This is a genomic window from Arthrobacter liuii (assembly GCF_014639275.1).
In the GTDB taxonomy this organism is placed as follows: domain Bacteria; phylum Actinomycetota; class Actinomycetes; order Actinomycetales; family Micrococcaceae; genus Arthrobacter; species Arthrobacter liuii.
The window spans coordinates 1-18,077 of record NZ_BMFW01000037.1 but is presented as its reverse complement, the minus strand read 5'-3'; the positions used below and the strand labels follow the sequence as shown (position 1 = coordinate 18,077).

Genomic DNA, 18,077 nt, shown 5'->3' with positions numbered 1-18,077 from the left:
AACAAGGAGTGACCGGTGAAGGCCGCAATCATGAAAAAAGCAGGCGCACCGCTTGCAGTCGTCGATCTTGATCTCCAGGCCCCTGGCACGGGCGAAGTACGTGTGCGCGTCGACGCGGCAGGCATCTGCCACAGCGATTACCACTACATGGTCCAGGACCTGGCGTGCCGGACACCCATCGTCCTGGGCCACGAGGGCGCGGGCATCGTCCAGGAAGTCGGAGCCGGGGTCGCCCACGTCCAGCCCGGGGACAAGGTCATTCTGACCTGGCGGCCAAGCTGCGGCAGGTGCGAATACTGCACCAGCGGCTCGCCCGCGCTGTGCCGCCTCGGCGCGGTGCACGCCACACAGAACGAACTGCTCCGCGGCGGAACGCGGCTGTCCCACGACGGGCAGCCCGTCCACCACCTGATGGGGGTGTCCTGCTACGCGGAGGAATGCGTCGTATCCGGCGAGTCCGTCATCAAGATCCCGCAGGAGGTTCCCGTCGATGTCGCAGCCATCATGGGTTGTGCCGTGATCACAGGGATGGGCGTGGTGCTGAACGGAATGGGGGCTCCGGTCGGCGAGTCTGTCCTCATCGTGGGAGCCGGCGGGGTGGGGCTTTCGGCGGTCATCGGTGCCGCAGCAGTCGGGGCGTACCCGGTGATCGTTGCCGATATTGACGACGAAAAGCTCGCCAAGGCGCGCGAGCTTGGGGCAACCCACACGATCAACACCCGCGATCACGACCTGGCGGCGACGGTGCACGAGATCACTGGCGCGGGCACCCATTGGGCTGTCGAGGCCATCGGCCGGCCGCAAACCATTCGCCAGGCAGTGGAGGCACTTCGCCCCCGGGGGACGGTCTTCGTGGTGGGACTGTCCAACGGCGAAGCCGAGATCAACCTGCCCCTGAACCAGATGGTCCAGCAGGAAAAATCGGTACGAGGAAGCCTGTACGGCTCTTCCAACCTCTCAGTGCAGATCCCCCAGATCCTCGACATGTACCTGGCAGGCCGTTTGCCGCTCGATGCCCTTATCGGGGAGAAGTTCAGCCTGGACCGGATCAACGAAGCATTCCAATCCCTGACCACCGGAAACATCGGACGTTCGGTGGTTCTGATGGGCAGCAATTAATCCATTCCTTCAACGTGAAAAGTCTTCGCCCCAGGAGAAACCGCAAGTGTCGCCGCCCCACAGATTCCCCGGGCTTGCACCTGACGTGGACTTGCTGCCGCAGTGTGAGCGGCGCCGGCGCGGAGCCGCGCGAAATGCGGCATGACCGGACACGCCTACGTGCGCCGGTCCTTGCTGGACCCGGCTTGGTGGCCGCGTCCCTGCTCCCACACGCAGGTCAGTGCCCGCAGGGGATCAGCCAAGCCCTCGACGGCCCAGGGCGGGGCTTCGGCGAGCAGGGCATCTTCGAGGGCGAGCTGGGCGGGAATCACCTCGTCCACAAGCGCGGCGCCAGTGCCGGTCAGGGCGAGCAGGGACGAGCGGCCGTCGGCCGGGTTGGCCGTCCGGCTCAGCAGTCCCCGAGCCTGGAGGGCGTTCAGCCGCATGGTGATCGCGGAGCGCGGCGCAAGCAGCGTCTGGGCCAGCGTCGTTGGGCTCAGAGGTTCGTCCGAGCGGCGCAGTGCTGAAAGCACGTCCAGCTCCCCGCGGGTGAGCCCGTAGTCGGCGAGGAAGGCGTCGCTGGCTTCGAGGATGAGGCGGGAAGCGCGCAGCAGGCGGTGGATCACACCGAGGCTTGTGAAGTTCAAGTCGGGGCGCAGCCGGGCCCACTCATGTTGCATCCGGTCCACGACGTCGGCATGAGCGGGCAGTACGTCTGCGTCCTGATCCATCCGGCTCCTCCGCACCCCTCCGGCTGTGGCCTCTATCAGTCTCAATAGTAGTTCATTTGTGTAGTAACTTAGAAGTACTTCATTTCTGTATCACTTTGGAAAGTTAAGATGACGCAGGCCACCCCCTCGCGGTCCTGGTGGGCGGCAGTCTTCGATTTCGGCCCGCATGCCGGCGCCCATTGGACTGCCCTGCGCGCAAGCCTGGCCATCTTCGTGCCGCTGGTGGCTTGCTTGGCGTGCGGTCGCGGCGACCTGCTGCTGTATGCGGCGATCGGAGCCTTCACCGCGCTGTACGGCCGGCACGAGCCGGCTCGGGTACGCCTGGCCATGCAGGCGCAGGCGGGCGTGGTGCTGGTGGTCGGCGTCGTCGTCGGCGCCCTGGTGGCGAGCGTCCCGTTCCGGCTCTGGCTGCTCGTCCCGGTCGCGGCCGCCTGGGCCGGCGTCGCGGTAGTGCTAGCCGAGCTGGGCCGATGGCATCCGGCCGGAGCTCTCAACCCGGTCTTCGCCCTCACCGCCTCGGCCACGGTCCCGATCGCGCTGAGCACGGTGCCCGCAGCCGCCCTCGCTGCGGCTGGCGCGGCCGTCTTCGCGCTGCTGCTCGCCCTCCCGGGCCGCACCGCCCGCAACGGCGGCAACCCCGTGCGGCATCGGCTGTCGTGGCGCGACGACCCGGTGCCGCATCGGCTGTCGTGGCGCGACCCACGCATGTCCAACCCGGTGGGCCGGCACGCCGCCCGGTATCTGCTCGGCATCGCTGCCGCCGGCCTCGCCGTCGCGACCAGCGGCATCGGCCACCCCTACTGGACCTTCGTCACGGCGTCCGTCCCCATGTCGGCACCCGACCAGCACGCCCGCCTCACGCGCGCCGCCCAGCGGGTGATAGGCACCGCGGCCGGCCTCGGCGTCGCAGCCCTCGTCCTTGCCGCCCACCCCAGCAGCTATGCCGCGATCATCCTGATCGCCGTCCTCCAGGCGTGCACCGAGCTGACGACCGGGCGCAACTACAGCCTCGGCTTGGTCTTCTTCACCCCGATGGCCCTTCTGCTCGGCGACCTCATGCTGCCAGCCCCGATCGGCACCCTCCTGACTCAGCGCGCCCTCGAGACTGCCATCGGCCTCACCATCGCCCTAGCCGCCACTATCATCGCCCACGAAAGGCGCACTCCTAGCACCGACAAGGCGCCTCTAGTCGGTGCTCAAAAAAGCACCAATGGTCCGCCTCAGGTGATTGCGGGCGGACCATTCGCGGCTCAGCCTGCGGGAGTTGCTTCCGGGTGCGGCTGGTGTCTAGCGCTCCGTACGTCCGTCGTCATCAAATTCGATGTTTTCCTTGCGGACTTCTTCCGTGACAGTGTGCTCGTCCCGGAAGCACACCCAGTCCTACAGCGTCCAGCCTCACATCATCGCCGCCGCAGTCGCATCCGTCATGTTGTCCCCGCTCCCCCGGCCCATGAATAGGTGTACGCCACCACCGGCCTACTCAACATAACCGGACCGAGGAAACGCAAGAACCACTCGCAGCAGGCGGAAGGCCCACCAGCCAGGGACCTGAACCGCCACCCCACACACCTGAACAGGCCCCGCGGCGGCCAGGCCACAGCCCGCGAACTCACCCGTCAGAGCGACGCGAACCAAGTCTTGTACACGCGTCAAAGCAAAATCGTCTCTGACGAGGGAAAACACTGTGCCCGAGGTGGGACTCGAGCTACATTCCCGCCCTTTAAACGCTGGGAACTCCCGAAAACATGCGGAATCCGGAGCAGTTCGAAGACAGTAAGAGCCGATCCAGAGACCAGAGGTGTGGACAATGTCCACACCTCTTTTTTGGCCCTCCTTCGGCACCTAATCCCTTTGTGAGGTCTGGAGAGAGGAAGACTCGTTCTGGATCCAATCCCTCCAGGATTACGGGACCTCCATTGCCGGCGTCCATCTTAGCGTCCGCGGGTTGCTGCGGTGGTGGCAACCCACGTCGCGAATAGACTCTTAATCGCTGCCAAGCTCCAGGAACGGCCCCTAGGATCAGGCGCCTAAAATGTGGTGCACTGCCTACCGACCCACCAGAATTGGGGGCTAAAGGTTGAGTCTTTTAGCTGCTGCGGTGACCAGTCTCCTGCTGGCGGAAGGCCAGACCGGCGATGACGAAGAGAGCTAGGAGCATGACCATCGCGCTGTACCCGATGGCGGTTGCGGTGAGGCCCAGCGTTCCGGCGAGGGCGCCGGCGGCAACGGCTGGCACACTATTGGAGAGGTAGCTGACGACGTAGATCGCGGATAGGAGCCCGGCTCTTTCGGCGGGTTCTGCTTGGGGCAGGAGTGTCCGTAAGACGCCGAGGAAACCGGCGCCAAAGCCGACGCCGGCAACGATGGTGGCCGCGAAGTACAGCCCCAGGCTGCTGGTTGCGAGGGCGGCAATCGTCCCGGCCATTCCCACGAGCAACGCCGTCATGCCTACCCCCAGGAGCCGCCGGGGGCGTACGCTGCCGAGCAGAATAGTGGCCACGCCACCCGTGCCTGTCAGAGCGGCCACGATGAGGCCGGTCAGCAACGCGGAACCCGTTCCTGCCATTGAACGGATCAAACTGGGTCCGAGAGCGAGGATCAGGCCGCCGAGAGACCAGGTCGCCGCCCCTGCCGGCAGCACCCAGACGGCCGGCCGCCGTGTGGCAGGAGGGAAATGGACGCGTAGCCGCAGCGAGGCCACGGCGCCAGGCCGGGGATCGACGGTCTCGGGGCTGACCGCCGTGGCAGCAAATTGCAGCACCAGCAGCACCAGGATGGCCAGGTAAATGACCTGGATGTTATTGGGGGCGGCGCCGGCGACCAGGCTGGACGCGACGGCTCCGACGGCAAGGCCCACCGGTGGCGCTGCACCATTGATGACTGTGCCCAGACCCGGACGGACCGCCGATTCAAGTTCAATAAGGTAGGCGCCCAACGCCCCCACGGCCGCGCCGGTGGCGATGCCCTGGAGAAGGCGGGCGGCGATCAAGGCCGCCTCATTCCCGGACAGCATGAACACGACCATCGCGCCGATCTCCACCACCAGGGCCGCCATGAGGACCCGTCGCCTCCCAAGGTAATCGGAGAGCGTCCCGGCTGTAAGCAGGGCCGCCAACAACGCCAGTACGTAGGCGGCGAAGATTACTGTCAAAACGACAGGCTGGAAGCCCCATCGGGCCTGGTACAGCGGGTATAGCGGGCTCGGAGCGCTGGATGCCGCCATGAGCAGCACGAGCACGGAACTCTGGAGCCAGAACGCGGCACGGCCGGGAACTCGAACTCCCGGGCGGGTGAGAACATCACCGGTGGAAGGCATTGGAACCTTTTTCACAAGCAGGAAGGATAAGAAAACGCGAATATTTTGCGCAAATCAAGAGTAGACCCACCCCGGGGTGAATCGCAATTTTTTTGCGTTATGCTGGGGGCGTGTCCGATCTTGATCCACGTCCAAACGGGCGCGCTGCGAGGGTTCAGCGGGCAGTTCACGATGCCGTCCGGTCCCTTCAGGCCCAGCACGACCGCGGTGATATCACGGTTCCGAAGATCGCTGCTCTTGCGGGGGTGGCCCCTTCCACGATCTATCGCCGCTGGGGAGATCTGAATCAGCTGCTCGCCGATGTTGCTGTGGCTCGGTACCGGCCGGACCCGCCCCCGGACCATGGCTCAGTGAGGGCTGACTTACAGGCGTGGGCTGAGCAGTACATCGAGGAAGCGGCATCACCGACAGGGCGTGAATTCCTTCGGGACATGGTTTCGGGCGGGGCCGACGGCGGCAGCGCACACCGCGGTGGGGCCTATGCGCGGCAACGCGTGGAGGTGATACTCGAACGCGCCCACGAACGGGGAGAACAGGTGCCGGACCTGGAAGACGTGATCGACCTACTGCTCGCCCCGATCGTCTATCGCATACTGTTCGAGCCCGAAGAACTGAGAGTCAGCTATGCGGCCGAGCTGACCAAAAGCCTTTTCCCGAAGCATCGCGACCGACGCCACGGTGTACCCACCGAGAAATAGATACGGGCCCGATGATACATGTAGGTTTCCTGGGTCAAGCTTTAGCGCTGCGGAGAGAGCCGCCCTGAATAGGGCATGGCGAACTGGGGGCTGTTGCCAGCACAGAGCGGCGCGGACCATCTGGGCTGCCATGTCATCGGCGCGTATGTCGCGCAGGGAGCCTTTACGGGCTCGACCGATGGGAGAGCGCCGCCCGGCGCACTGACCCGGCCGGGATTGGCGCTGGGGGTGTTCTCGATTGTCTGGGTCTTGAAGTTCTCCTGTACTGAGCCGGGTATGAAGCGTCGGGGGTTGTTAGGTTGCGTTCCCTCCGGAATGCAGGAACTTTTTGAACGGGTGTCACTCGATATCGCTTGCTGGAGCCGAGACAAAAGGCGGGGACCTCGGGCTCTTCATGGTTTAGGGCGACGAGGTGATGAGGGCCCTCGAAATTTTCATAGCCCGGTTCCGCTCCCCGAATCCAGACTCGTCGGGCCACGGGTCACCTTCTTCCGGCCCGGACTGGTGGTGACATTGAAGAAGTCCTTCGAATGAACAAGTTCGAGTGTGTTTGTGGTCCTTCAGGCCCGGTGTTGTTCGTCGAGGACCACAGTCCGGCGCAATTCCCGTTTGAGCACTTTGTGGCTTGGGCCCAGGGGAAACTCGCCTGTGAACCGGATGTAGCGGGGGTATTTGTACTTGCCCAGGTGCTGTTGGCTCCAGTCGATGATGTCCTGCGCGCTGGGCGGGTTCTCCGCGTGGGCGGAATCCAAGACGACGACGGCGCACACTTCCTCGCCCCGCAACTCGTCCGGCAGCCCGATGACGGCGACCTGGGCGATGGCCGGGTGGCGGGAGAGGACCTCTTCGACCTCCCGCGGGTAGACGTTGTAGCCTGAGCGGATGATGACGTCCTTGGTCCGGTCGACGACGTAGATGAAACCGTCCTCGTCCATGGTCCCGAGGTCGCCGGTGCGGAACCAGCCCTCCACCATCGCTTCCTGCATCGCTTGTGGGTTGTTGAGGTAGCCGGCGAAGACGTTGTGGCCGCGGACCAGGATCTCTCCAAGCTCGCCGGTGGGCACGGGCACGACTCGTTCGGGCACCCGGTGGTCGGCGATCTGGACTTCTACACCCCACACAGCCTGTCCGACGCTCCCGGGCCGGACACCTGAGTGCGGCGTGTTGGTGCTCACGACTGGGGAGGTTTCGGACAGTCCGTAGCCCTCATAGATAGTGGCCTCAAAGGTGGTGTTAAACTTTTCCATCACGGCCAGGGGCAACGCTGCGCCGCCGGAGACGCAGAGCCGCAGCGCCGGCAGTTCAGATCTGCCTTCGGCGGCGGTGAGCAGTTGCATGTACATGGTGGGGACGCCATGGAAGACGTTGACGTCGTGGGCGGCCATGAGTTCAAGTGCAGCCTCGCCGGTGAACCTTGGCAACAGGACGAGGGTGCCCCCGAGCCGGAACAGTGCGTTCATGCTGGCCGTTTGTCCAAAGACGTGGAACAGCGGAAGACAACCGAGTGCGATGTCACTGTTCCGCACATCGTTGGCGTCCACGGCCGATACAGTCGCGTTCATCACCATATTAAGGTGCGTCAGGACGGCGCCTTTGGGCCGACCCGTCGTGCCGGAGGTGTAAAAGATGACGGCTGGGTCCTCAGCCTCCCGGGTAACGTAGCTGCGCAATTCACGGCCGACGAAACGGAGGCGGGGCACGCTGTCTTCTCCCTCGGGCGCGGGGCCCACGAGCAGCACTGGAATTCCGGCGTCCGCGGCCGCCTGTCGCCCTATTGCGAGGAACGCCGCGTGGCAGAGAAGCATTTTAGCCCCGCTGTCGCGGAGTATATGGATGACTTCCTCGACGGTCAGCAGCAGATGCACCGGGACCACGACTCCGCCGGCGGCCTGCACGCCGTAGTAGGTGGTGGGAAACTCCACGACATTGGGCGACATCAGCGCCACGACGTCGCCGGGGGCGATCCCGGCGTCTTCAAGCTGCGCCGCGTAGCTGCGGGCACGCTGCCACAGCGCCGAATAGGTATAAGACTGGCCGCCACTGATGACGGCGGTCTTGTCCGGGTATTTGCGGGCCGATTCGGCGAGAATCGAAGCGAGCGATAAAGCGGTCATGGGTTCTGCTTTCTCGTGTTCTCGGGACCGGTTGTCGGACCTTCGAGCAATGCGGTCAAAGTGTTTTCAACGACTGCCCGTGCCTCTTCCACAGACTGCCCAAGGGAGTCCCTCAACAGTTTCCAGTTCGCCCAGTCCGACGCCGCGCAAATCGACAACACAGTGCGCGTTCGGTGGCCCCGGTCAAGTCCGGCCAGCTCCGCTTCGAACAACCGTTCAACGTCATTCCTGATGCGATTGAGGTTCTCCTGCAGGTTCTGCTGCAGCGCCTCCGAGAACGGACGCTGCAGGTCGGCGGCCCGGGCGAGCGGCGCGATGGCCTCCAGGATCTCAGCGCGCTGCCAGCTGTATGCCGCGACACGTTCCGCCAAGGGCAGCCCTACCGGAACCGGATTGAAAGCCTCGTCCTGTTCGGCGAGCTGACGGGCGGCCGTGCTGGCCATAAGCGCTTCCATGTCCTTGAAGTGGTCCCACAACGCCCGGACGGAGACCCCGGCACGGGCTGCGATCTGCTTGGCGGAGGGTTTGAGCTCGCCGTCGTTAATCAGCCCGATATGGGCGTCGCTGATGATCCTGAGGGTCCGCCGGGCGCGGGCGGTCCGTCCATCCACAGCTGTCGTCATCCCGGCAGGCCCGGAGCCGCGGCTACAGCGACGTCGTCTTCGGCCAGGAACCCCGCTGGCAGCAACGTCACATCCGCGGTCTGCTCCGCGTAAAACCTCAGCCGGTCTGCCACGTAGCCGATGCCGGTGTGGCTGGCGTACCACATCGGACCGCCCCGGTAAGCGGGCCAGTTGTAGCCTTTGGCCCAGATGACGTCGATGTCACCTGCCCGCTCGGCGATTCCTTCGGCCAGGATGCGCGCGCCTTCGTTGATCATCGGAAAGAGCAGCCGTTCGAGGATCTCGTGGTCCGAAATTTCCCTGCGGATAATGCCCAGGTTCCGCGAGACGTCCCGAATGAGTTGCTCAACCTCGGGGTCATCGCGCCTTTCCCTGCCGTCGTAGGCGTAATAGCCCCTGCCGGTCTTCTGCCCGAACCGCCCGGCCTCACACAGCGCGTCCGCGGTAGGGGCTGTCCTGCCCTCGGCTTTGCGGTTGCGCCAGCCGATATCCAGACCCGCCATGTCCCCCATCTCAAAGGGCCCCATTCGGAAGCCGAAGTCTTTCAGGACCGCATCGACCTGGCCGGGCAGGGCACCCTCGAGCAGCAGCTGCTCCGCTTGAAAAGAACGCACCTCAAGCATCCGGTTCCCGACGAAGCCATGGCAGACGCGGACGACGACGGGTGTCTTCCCGATCCGGCGTGCGGTGGTGAACCCGGTCGCGAGCGTCGCGGCGTTGGTCGCTGCTCCACGGACCACCTCGACCAGCGGCATGACGTTGGCCGGGCTGAAGAAGTGCATGCCCAGCACCCGGCCGGGAAGGACCGTTCCGGCGGCAATCATGTCGATGCTCAGGTACGACGTGTTCGACGCGAGGACGCACTCGGGACCCACGTGCCGGTCCAGGGTTGCGAAGATGTCCTGCTTGACCTGCAGGTCCTCGAAGGCTGCCTCAATGACAAGATCGGCGCCGGCGAGGTCCGCGTAGTCCAGGCTGCCCGTGATCAGCGACTTCAACGCGTCTGCGTCATCCTGGGTCCGGCTGCCGCGGGAGACCGAGACGGCAAGGTTCTTCTCGATCTGTGCCAGGCCGCGGTCCAGGGCGGATCGTTCCGCCTCCACGACGGTCACGGTGATGCCAGCCGCTGCCAGGGCCATGGTGATCCCGCCCCCCATGGTCCCGGCACCGATGACGCCTGCACGGCGGACGGTCCTGGCCGCGTCCGGGTCAAGATCAGCGGGTTTGCGTGCTGCCCGTTCGGCGGTGAAGAGGTGGCGCTGGGCTGCCGATTCGGGGCTCTTGACCCGCTCTTCGAACTTCTCCCGTTCGACGACCGCTCCGTGGTCAAAGGACTGCTCGATGCCGGCCGAAACAGCCTTGATCGCAGCGTGGGCGGCGTACGGGTCCTTGGCTTTGCGCAGCGCATCCGCAGCCAGCCGGCTGACAGTGCCGGGTGCGGCCGCGGCGCCGGCAATGCTGCCGGTGCGGTCCCTCGTCCGGAGGGGCGCCCGCGTGGCTGCATATTCCGCGGCCCAGTGTACGGCCTCCGCCGAGCCGGGATCCTCGATCAGCGCATCGACGAGGCCATCCGTGAGCGCGTCGTAAGCGGATACTTGTTTCCCTGTAAGAATCATGTCTAGGGCCCGTTCCGGTCCCACCAGGCGGGGCAGGCGCCCTGTCCCGCCGGCTCCGGGCAGCAGTCCAAGGGTGATCTCCGGCAGGCCGAGGCGCGCCGTCGGTGAGGCGATCCGGGCATGGGCGGCCATCGCCAGTTCGAGGCCGCCGCCCAGGGCTACGCCGGTGATTCCGGCGGTGATCGGTTTCGGGAAGTCTTCGACCAACGCCACTAGCTCCCGCAGATCCGGTCCGGCGGGTCCGCTGTTCATTTCAGCGCCGCCGGATTCGGGCATGTTGAATTCGGTGATGTCCGCCCCGGCCGAGAATGCTTGGGGCTGGCCGAGCAACAGGACACCGGCGACGGCCGGATCCCCGGCTAGCCTTTCAAGCGCATCGCTGAGTGCCCGGCGCAGTTCATGGCCTAGTGCGTTGACCTGGCCGTGGTTCATGGTGATTCGTGCCACGCCGTCCACGATATCGAGGGCGACGATCCGGTGTGCAGGCTCGGTCATGACGTCCCCACCTCTCTGTAGGTAATTACTTGAATGCGGAGATGCCGGTGATGTCCCGGCCGACCAGCAGGGATTGAACGGAATCGGTTCCCTCGTAGGTGCTGACGACATCCATGTCAGTCATGTGCCGGGCCACATGCCGTTCGAGCAGGATGCCGTTCCCGGCCAGCATGTCCCGCGCCTCAGCGCAGATCCACTTAGCCTTCTGCGCCGTGGACATCTTCACCATCGAAGCCATCGGGCCCGTCAGCCGGCCAGTTTCGGCAAGCTCTGCCATGCGATGGCACATCAACTGCATGGCCGTTAGCTCGCTTAGCATGTTGGCAAGCTTGTTCTGCACTAGCTGGTATGAGCCGATCGGCCGGCCAAACTGCTCCCGCTCCAAGGCATACCGGGCGGCAATCTCGTACGCTGCCATGCCGTGGCCCATCGCCTCCCAGGCAGCCCCGCCGCGAGTCGCGATGAGAACCCTGGTGACATCCTTGAAAGAGTCACAGTTCTCCAGCCGGTTTTCCGCGGGGACCTTCACGCTGTCGAGAATGATGTCAGCCTGCTGGATGGCGCGCTTGCCGATCTTGCCGGTGATCACGGCCGGACTATAACCGGAAGGGTGCCCGCCGTCAGCCCCTTTTTCCAACACGAATGCTTTGACCTTGCCGTCAGCATCGTCGCGGGCGAACACGATAACGACGTCAGCCATGTGTCCGTTGCCGATCCACCGCTTGTGCCCGTTTAGAACGTAGCTTTCGCCATCCCGGCGGGCGCTGGTCTCCAAGGCCACCGAATCCGAGCCATGCAGGGGTTCAGTGAGCGCGAACGCCCCGATTTTCTCCAGGACCGCCATGGAAGGCAGCCACCGCTGCCGCTGCGCCTCGCTGCCGAGCATGTTGATCGCGCCCATGGCCAGACTCGAATGAACTCCAATGAAGGTATTGATGGACCCGTCCCCGCGCGCTATCTCGCGGGCAACGATTCCGGCCGCCCGGCGGCTCAGGCCCGGGCAGCCGTAGCCCTCTATCGTGCTGCCGATGACGCCGAGCCGGACCAGCCCCGGCAACACCTCGGAAGGGAATTCCGCTCGTTCCCAATAGTCATTGATGACCGGAAGAATCTCCGATTCCACATAGGAACGGACCCTGTCCCGCAGCGCCCGCTCCTTAGGCGTCAGTTCATCATCAAGCAGGAAATAGTCGCTATTCACGTCCGATTCGGTCAACGCACGGCCCCTTCGCCTGGCTTACAAAAGTGCGATGCAGCTCACACTCACCGACCAATATGCATACTAACTGCAAATTGTTTAGAACCCAAGGTCCCCGCCTAGGAAATCCGCCAACGTGCTAGGGCCAGCATCAACCCCAGCCGCACATCACCTAGGGCGCACGCGCGGCCGATAAATCTCCCGACGGAAAGCCGGTATCTCGGCCGGTGGGCAGATGGGACTGCCCCGGGTTGGTTGACTCGTTCACCTAAGTCGCACGATGGTCGAAGCGTCTCTTGAAGGGTCCCTTCCTAGGAGACGGAGAGGGCATCATGCCGGGCGCCCGGCCTCTCGCAATCACGCCATTGCGCGCAACTCGAACTCGTTGGGGCGTAGACCCTGCCAAGGGTTGCCCGGCCCTATGCGGCCAGCGTTTGAAGGGCTCTCGGAGAATCCACGACCCTTTCCTGGGTCGCAGTCGGCTTCTTCACGGCCGTCTCCGTGCCCGCGAACGCCGCCCATGTCCTCGCGCCCGAAGGCGTCTTCACCTAGCTGGACGGCACCGTTGTGTTCGGCGCCTTCCTTGCCCCGGTCATGCCGATCAGCCTCTTCTTCGCCACCGAGACGCCGCGTCTCCGCGCTCGTGCTGGCCAACAGCGCCGGATTCGGCAAGGAACTGGCACTGGTCCTTCGCCTCCTTGCGGTCCGCCCGCTCGCGGCCCTGCTCCTGCGGCCCGACGAGAAAGCATCACGCCGGACCGTCCAATCACTCTTCTACGACAAAACGCTGGTCACGGACGACCGCATCGGCCACGCGCTCGCCCTGTCGCAGCGGGAGGCGCACCGCCGGACGCTGGTCGACGTCGCCCGCGACCTGGGAACGATCTCCGGTGTCCGGGCCGAGTGGCGCACCACTCTGATCGGCGCGCTCGCCAAGTCCGACGTTCCGGCGCTGGTGGCGTGGGGCGACCACGACCACATCCTGCCGTGCAGCCACCTTGAAGCGGCCGCCGCGGCGCTGCCCCGCGCCGAGTCGCACGTCTTCGCCAAGACCGGACACATGCCGCAGATCGAACGGCCTGACGAGTTCGCGGCCGTAGTCGAGGACTTCCTTACGCGGGTCTCCGCAGACCGTCAGGTGACAAGCACAAAGGAGTCTTTAACGGGCGCTAATCCGGGTTGCTGAGGGAAAGCGCGCCCTATCGGGTCCCCCTTCCAGCATCCCTGCGTCCCTTCACCGGACCGCTGACGGCGTGGCCCGGGCCATAAAAGGCACTCAGGTGGCCTGGGATTCTCATCTGTGGCGGTCGCTGATTAGCCCTTGTGTTTCATCGATGAAGCGTAAGCCTGGGGCGTCCATCACTGCGGAAGGCTGTGAGTCTTCGCCTGGGCTGACAGTGGACGATATATCAAGTAACTAGGCTGAATAGTTGCAGAAGCAGCTTATTCTTATCTTACGTGCACACGCACAGTTCGGGCGCACGCCGGAGTCTGATTTCGGGCCCGGTGCCTAGAGTGGCTGCATGGCATTTGACCCGCAGGAAAACCCGGACCCTATGACCTGGAGAACAAGCGGGAGATGAGCCAGGGCTTCAAGGTAGGTCTTGGCATTCTCGCAGGCGTCGTGCTTCTCATCGGAGGTTGCTCCGGATGGGAAGCATGGAAGAATGAGCAGACCATCGCAGAGAAGAAGTCGATCGCCGACCGACTTCAGAAGGGTGAGGGGTGGACCGACTTGCCACACCAGCCTTCGGTGGGCGGCGCGGTTTGCATCCCCATCGACGGACCCTGCTCCCAGTACTCCTACCGCTGGGAGACTCACCAAAAGTACCAAGAGGGTGAGCTGGAGCGTTATATTCAGCAGGTGGGGCTCAAGCCTCTAGAGTATGATCCCTGCGTCAGGAACCCTCTCTTCAACTCAGGCGGACTAAACTGCTTGGCCGCAGGAGTCATTAATGACTGGGACATTCGTATCAACATTACTGACTCGGTGATGGACGCCGATACCCTGACTATGACAGGTTTGGATGGCCCCGGTAGGACGGTTATCGCTGGCCCCACTTCGTGACTCGCCGGGCAGCTTGTGACGGTTATATGTGGCCCCGCCTTCAGCGTTGGATTCATCAGTGGATGGATGCGGCGGAAGGCTGGTCTGGATGGAGTCGAGAGTGGAGTTGTTCGCGCAGATCCGACGGGACGCACGGGTCGAGGGCCTCTCGGTCCGCGCACTGGCGGCCAGGCACAAAGTTCACCGAAGGACGGTGAGGCAGGCACTGGTATCCGCATCGCCTCCGGAACGCAAGCTAAGACAAGGGGTGTCCTGGCGGCTGGAGCCGTTCAAGGTGGCGATCGACGCCATGCTCATTGAGGACACGACGGCGCCGCGGAAGCAGCGACATACTGCCCGCAGGATCCTGGCTCGGCTCATCGAGGAGCACGGAGCGGAGGAGCTCTCGTACTCGACCGTGCGTGACTATGTGCGGGTCCGCCGCGCGCAGATCGATGTCGAGGCCGGCCGCAGGGTCGAGGTGTTTATTCCGCAGGAACACGCGCCGGGCGCGGAGGCGGAGGTGGACTTCGGGGAAGTCTGGGTGGTCCTAAACGGTGTGAAGACGAAATGCCATATGTTCATCTTCCGACTCTCCCACTCCGGCAAGGCCGTCCATCGGATCTATCCGACGCAGGCCCAGGAAGCCTTCCTTGAAGGCCACATCGAGGCATTCAACGAGATCGGCGGCGTGCCGGTCCGGCACATCCGCTATGACAACCTCACCAGCGCCGTCACCGCCGTGGTCTTCGGGCAGGGGCGCCAGCGGCAGGAGAACGACCGGTGGGTGCTGTTCCGTTCCCACTACGGCTTCGACCCGTTCTACTGCCAGCCCGGCATCGCCGGGGCGCATGAAAAAGGCGGGGTCGAGGGCGAAGTGGGGTGGTTCCGCCGCAACCGGCTCTCGCCCATGCCTGCCGCGGAGTCTTTGGATGAGCTCAACGACCGGATCCGGGTCTGGGAAGCCCAGGACGACCGCCGGCGGATCAATGACAGGATCCGCACCATCGGTCAGGACTTCGCCGCCGAACAGCCGTTCCTCGCCCCGTTGCCGGCAGAGGTCTTTGATCCGGGGCTGGTACTGAACCCGCGGGTGGATAGGTCTTCGATGGTCACGGTGCGGATGGTGAAGTATTCCGTCCCGGCCCGGTTTATCGGCCGGAAAGTCCGGGTCTCGCTGCGGGCATCCGAGGTCGTGGTGTTCGACGGCCGTGCCGTGGCCGCCAGACATCCGCGGATCGTTGCCAAAGGCGGGCAGTCGGTCCAGCTGGACCACTACCTCGAGGTCCTCAAGACCAAACCGGGCGCCCTTCCCGGTTCCACGGCGTTGGCCAGGGCGAGGGAGTCCGGTGCGTTCACCAGTGCCCACGAGGCGTTCTGGGCTGCGTGCCGCCGGGTCAACGGCGATGCGGACGGAACCCGTGAACTCATCGATGTCCTGCTGCTCCACCGTTCCATGGACGCCGGCGACATTGAGGCAGGGATCACAGCGGCCCTGGGTGTGGGTGCTGTCAGTGCCGACGTCGTCGCGGTCGAGGCTCGCAGACACGCCACGTCCACCACAACCAGCGCCCCGGGTGGGTCCGGTTTGGACCGTCATCCCGGTGCTCATGTTGAGGTGAATGTGCAACGGGTTGTCAGTCTTACCCAGCGCCGGCTCATGGATCCCGCTGCGGTCATTGCCGGGCTCCCGCCGGACACGCGCCCGCTTCCGTCGATCGCTGTCTATGACGAGCTGCTGGCCAAACGCACCGAACACCCCGCAGGAACAGCGTCGAAGGAGAACATCTCATGAGCCCGACCGCCCCGGCCACCAGCATCACACCGACCCTGCGCCGGCGGCGCGGTCTGACCGAACAGGCCGCGGTCGCTGCCGTGGATCAGGCCTGCCGTCGACTGCGCCTGCCCACCGTCCGGGCGGTCCTGGACGAGGCCCTGGCCGTCGCCGGGAAGGAGCAACTCTCCTACCAGGGGTTCCTGGCCGAGCTGCTGCTGGCAGAGTGTGATGACCGGGACCGGCGTTCCTCCATCCGCCGCGTGAAAGCCGCGAACTTTCCCCGGGACAAGTGGCTCGGGGATTTCGACTTCGACGCGAATCCGAACATCAACCCCGCCACCGTCCATACGCTCGCGACCGGGGACTGGATCCGCAAAGGATCACCGCTGTGCCTCATCGGGGACTCCGGGACCGGAAAATCCCACCTGCTTATCGGACTAGGCACCGCGGCCGCGGAGAAGGGTTACCGGGTCAAATACACGCTCGCCACCAGGCTCGTGAACGAACTCGTCGAAGCCGCCGACGAGAAAGTCCTCGCCAAGACCATCGCCCGCTACGGCCGGGTGGACCTGCTCTGTATCGATGAACTCGGCTATATGGAACTGGACCGCCGCGGCGCAGAACTGCTGTTCCAGGTTCTCACCGAAAGGGAAGAGAAAAACTCCATCGCCATCGCAAGCAACGAATCGTTCTCCGGATGGACCAAAACGTTCTCGGACCCCCGGCTATGCGCCGCCATCGTCGACAGACTCACGTTCAACGGCACCATCATCGAAACAGGCACAGACTCTTACCGCCTCTCCCACACCAGAAAACAACAACTTTCAGACTGAAGCGCAGCGTTGCGTTATAGGCCGTCTAGAGTAGGCCTATCTTGCTTTCAGCAGGACTGCGAAGCGACCGCGTGTTGTCAGTATCTGGGGGCGTCATCAAAACTATCCGGTTGATAAAACGGCTTGCCACTGAGATGCCGCAGCCCGCACGGGCCTTTTCGTGGCTCTTCCCCTCATTGCTCATCTTAAGCTTGCCAATTTATGTGATTACGGGGCAGTTTTGGCCAGTTCGCGTCGCCCTTGGTGCAGCAGGATTGTTCCTGTTGCTCTTCGGCTTCTGCATCTTCCGAGACATCAACGGAGCCGCAAGTTCGTGGTCGCGCATGTACAAGGAAAGCCGGGGCATCTCCCCGGAACGCTTCACCTTTGCCGATGTACCAACACTTAAGGGCATGGGATTCATCTACATGTTGATGGGCCTGTTTTGGCTCGGCCTCGCGATCTTTGCAATGTAGAGGCTCGGTTTGCGGCCAGTTCAGGCGGTCAAACTTGCCGGACCCCACTTCGGCTGCAAGTTGGCGCAGGCTCTCGGTAGCCCCGCGTCCGCATGACCCGAAAAAACTACAGCCCCTGTCGTCTCTCTCGCCGGAAGACTCCTAACCACAGGAGTCCCCTCCTTCAGGACTACGTCGATGTACTAAAAATCGTGGACCGACAAACCTGACTGGAAGCCGCCAGCATTGGTTCTACCGAATGGGGCCAAATAGGTCCGTCCGACCGGGGCTGGAGATAGTTGACACAGCCAATACCCACCAGGTACAGATCGTTGTAGATCGGTATCCGTACGGGTCAAGGTACAAGTAAAGCCCGGGGATCAGGCCAGTGATTGATATCCGGGCTTCCTTATGTCTTGGTTACTTGACCGGTCTCAGGTCCTCACACGTCACTGCATCTTGCAGAGGGTTAGGCTCCGCTCGACTGAATGCAACTTCGATCTACTGCTCACGTGAGATGAAGCTCCAGCGGCCTCTCGCCGCCCGGCGTTCCAGTTCATGCTTGAAGGAGTTCCACGCATCTGACGCTTCCATCTCACCGATGGTGGTGCAGAGCAGCGCACATGTGGGGTGATCGCCTCGCCTCCCGCTAAGGGCAAGCACGCGCCAGGCAAACGAGCCGCCTGCGGGCTTGGGTCGAGACACAACCATGTCGCAGCCGACAGAACTGCCCCGCTTTGTCCATAGCCGGGAAACGATGTGCGTGGCATGGGCTGACTGGCCCGCAACTGCGATGGCTTACGTGCTCTCGACTTCCTTGATACCGCAGGGCCACTCCCCTGCAGGGCCGCTTTACAGAATCTCCTCTACCGGCGCTTTGGGAAGCAGCCGCCCAGTTGCCTGAGGCCCGGGCAGCCTCGTCCTCAGGCACCTGGCGGCTTAAGGCCGTTACGTGGCCGGTCCAACTTTTGGGACCAGTTCGGGGTTTACCTGCCGCCTTCGATTTTGCGGCTGCGCTGGGTTTGGGCCATCGGACCGTAAGGATAGACCCCTACACGGGGTTGGCTGGTCTGGGTGAGCCGCAGTGTTTCCTCCGG

The 18,077-nt window shown here is 64.0% G+C and carries 14 protein-coding genes; 8 read left to right on the top strand and 6 right to left on the bottom strand.

All coding sequences use genetic code 11. The features are described 5' to 3' along the window. The first annotated feature begins 15 nt into the window (after positions 1 to 15). The gene (locus IEW19_RS20645) at positions 16 to 1,119 is read left to right on the top strand and encodes a zinc-binding dehydrogenase (protein ID WP_229748631.1); all 1,104 of its coding nucleotides are present in this window, start codon (positions 16 to 18) and stop codon (positions 1,117 to 1,119) included. A 155-nt stretch (positions 1,120 to 1,274) separates the two neighbouring features. Here IEW19_RS20645 and IEW19_RS20640 read toward each other — a convergent pair whose 3' ends face one another. Next, positions 1,275 to 1,829, bottom strand: coding sequence for a MarR family winged helix-turn-helix transcriptional regulator (locus IEW19_RS20640; RefSeq protein ID WP_188573450.1), 555 nt, complete (start codon positions 1,827 to 1,829; stop codon positions 1,275 to 1,277). 108 nt (positions 1,830 to 1,937) lie between these two features. On the opposite strand from IEW19_RS20640, the gene IEW19_RS20635 reads away from it, so the two are divergent. Then, on the top strand, positions 1,938 to 3,287 hold the full coding sequence (locus IEW19_RS20635) for an FUSC family protein (RefSeq protein ID WP_188573449.1): 1,350 nt from the start codon (positions 1,938 to 1,940) through the stop codon (positions 3,285 to 3,287). A gap of 628 nt (positions 3,288 to 3,915) precedes the next feature. Here the strand turns inward: IEW19_RS20635 and IEW19_RS20630 are convergent. Beyond that, positions 3,916 to 5,145, bottom strand: a complete 1,230-nt coding sequence (locus IEW19_RS20630) for an MFS transporter (protein ID WP_188573448.1) — start codon at positions 5,143 to 5,145, stop codon at positions 3,916 to 3,918. Between the two features lie 110 nt (positions 5,146 to 5,255). On the opposite strand from IEW19_RS20630, the gene IEW19_RS20625 reads away from it, so the two are divergent. Continuing rightward, positions 5,256 to 5,843 carry a TetR/AcrR family transcriptional regulator gene (locus IEW19_RS20625; RefSeq protein WP_188573447.1) on the top strand — a complete coding sequence of 196 codons (588 nt, stop codon included), beginning with the start codon at positions 5,256 to 5,258 and terminating at the stop codon, positions 5,841 to 5,843. 560 nt (positions 5,844 to 6,403) lie between these two features. On the opposite strand, the gene IEW19_RS20620 is transcribed toward IEW19_RS20625, so the two are convergent. Genes IEW19_RS20620 through IEW19_RS20605 form a run of 4 tightly spaced genes read right to left on the bottom strand, consistent with a single transcriptional unit; the run spans position 6,404 to position 11,907 of the window. Next, positions 6,404 to 7,957, bottom strand: a complete 1,554-nt coding sequence (locus IEW19_RS20620) for a long-chain-fatty-acid--CoA ligase (protein ID WP_188573446.1) — start codon at positions 7,955 to 7,957, stop codon at positions 6,404 to 6,406. Next, positions 7,954 to 8,580, bottom strand: coding sequence for a TetR/AcrR family transcriptional regulator (locus tag IEW19_RS20615; RefSeq protein ID WP_188573445.1), 627 nt, complete (start codon positions 8,578 to 8,580; stop codon positions 7,954 to 7,956). The genes IEW19_RS20620 and IEW19_RS20615 overlap by 4 nt, the downstream gene beginning before the upstream one ends. Beyond that, on the bottom strand, positions 8,577 to 10,691 hold the full coding sequence (locus tag IEW19_RS20610; protein ID WP_188573444.1) for a 3-hydroxyacyl-CoA dehydrogenase NAD-binding domain-containing protein: 2,115 nt from the start codon (positions 10,689 to 10,691) through the stop codon (positions 8,577 to 8,579). Before IEW19_RS20610 ends, IEW19_RS20615 begins: the two co-directional genes overlap by 4 nt. A 25-nt stretch (positions 10,692 to 10,716) precedes the next feature. Beyond that, positions 10,717 to 11,907 carry an acyl-CoA dehydrogenase family protein gene (locus tag IEW19_RS20605; RefSeq protein WP_188573443.1) on the bottom strand — a complete coding sequence of 397 codons (1,191 nt, stop codon included), beginning with the start codon at positions 11,905 to 11,907 and terminating at the stop codon, positions 10,717 to 10,719. A 625-nt stretch (positions 11,908 to 12,532) separates the two neighbouring features. On the opposite strand from IEW19_RS20605, the gene IEW19_RS20600 reads away from it, so the two are divergent. From IEW19_RS20600 to IEW19_RS20580, 5 genes are all read left to right on the top strand, one after another. Next, complete coding sequence (locus tag IEW19_RS20600; RefSeq protein ID WP_188573442.1) at positions 12,533 to 13,075, top strand: alpha/beta fold hydrolase; 543 nt, start codon at positions 12,533 to 12,535, stop codon at positions 13,073 to 13,075. Positions 13,076 to 13,468: 393 nt separating this feature from the next. After that, complete coding sequence (locus IEW19_RS20595) at positions 13,469 to 13,957, top strand: hypothetical protein (RefSeq protein ID WP_188573441.1); 489 nt, start codon at positions 13,469 to 13,471, stop codon at positions 13,955 to 13,957. Positions 13,958 to 14,045: 88 nt separating this feature from the next. Then, a complete protein-coding gene (istA, locus tag IEW19_RS20590) occupies positions 14,046 to 15,731 on the top strand; it encodes an IS21 family transposase (RefSeq protein ID WP_188573440.1) in 1,686 nt (561 codons plus the stop codon). After that, positions 15,728 to 16,546, top strand: a complete 819-nt coding sequence (gene istB / locus IEW19_RS20585) for an IS21-like element helper ATPase IstB (RefSeq protein WP_188573439.1) — start codon at positions 15,728 to 15,730, stop codon at positions 16,544 to 16,546. The genes istA and istB overlap by 4 nt, the downstream gene beginning before the upstream one ends. 41 nt (positions 16,547 to 16,587) lie before the next feature. After that, a complete protein-coding gene (locus IEW19_RS20580; RefSeq protein ID WP_188573438.1) occupies positions 16,588 to 17,001 on the top strand; it encodes a hypothetical protein in 414 nt (137 codons plus the stop codon). Positions 17,002 to 18,077: the final 1,076 nt, after the last annotated feature.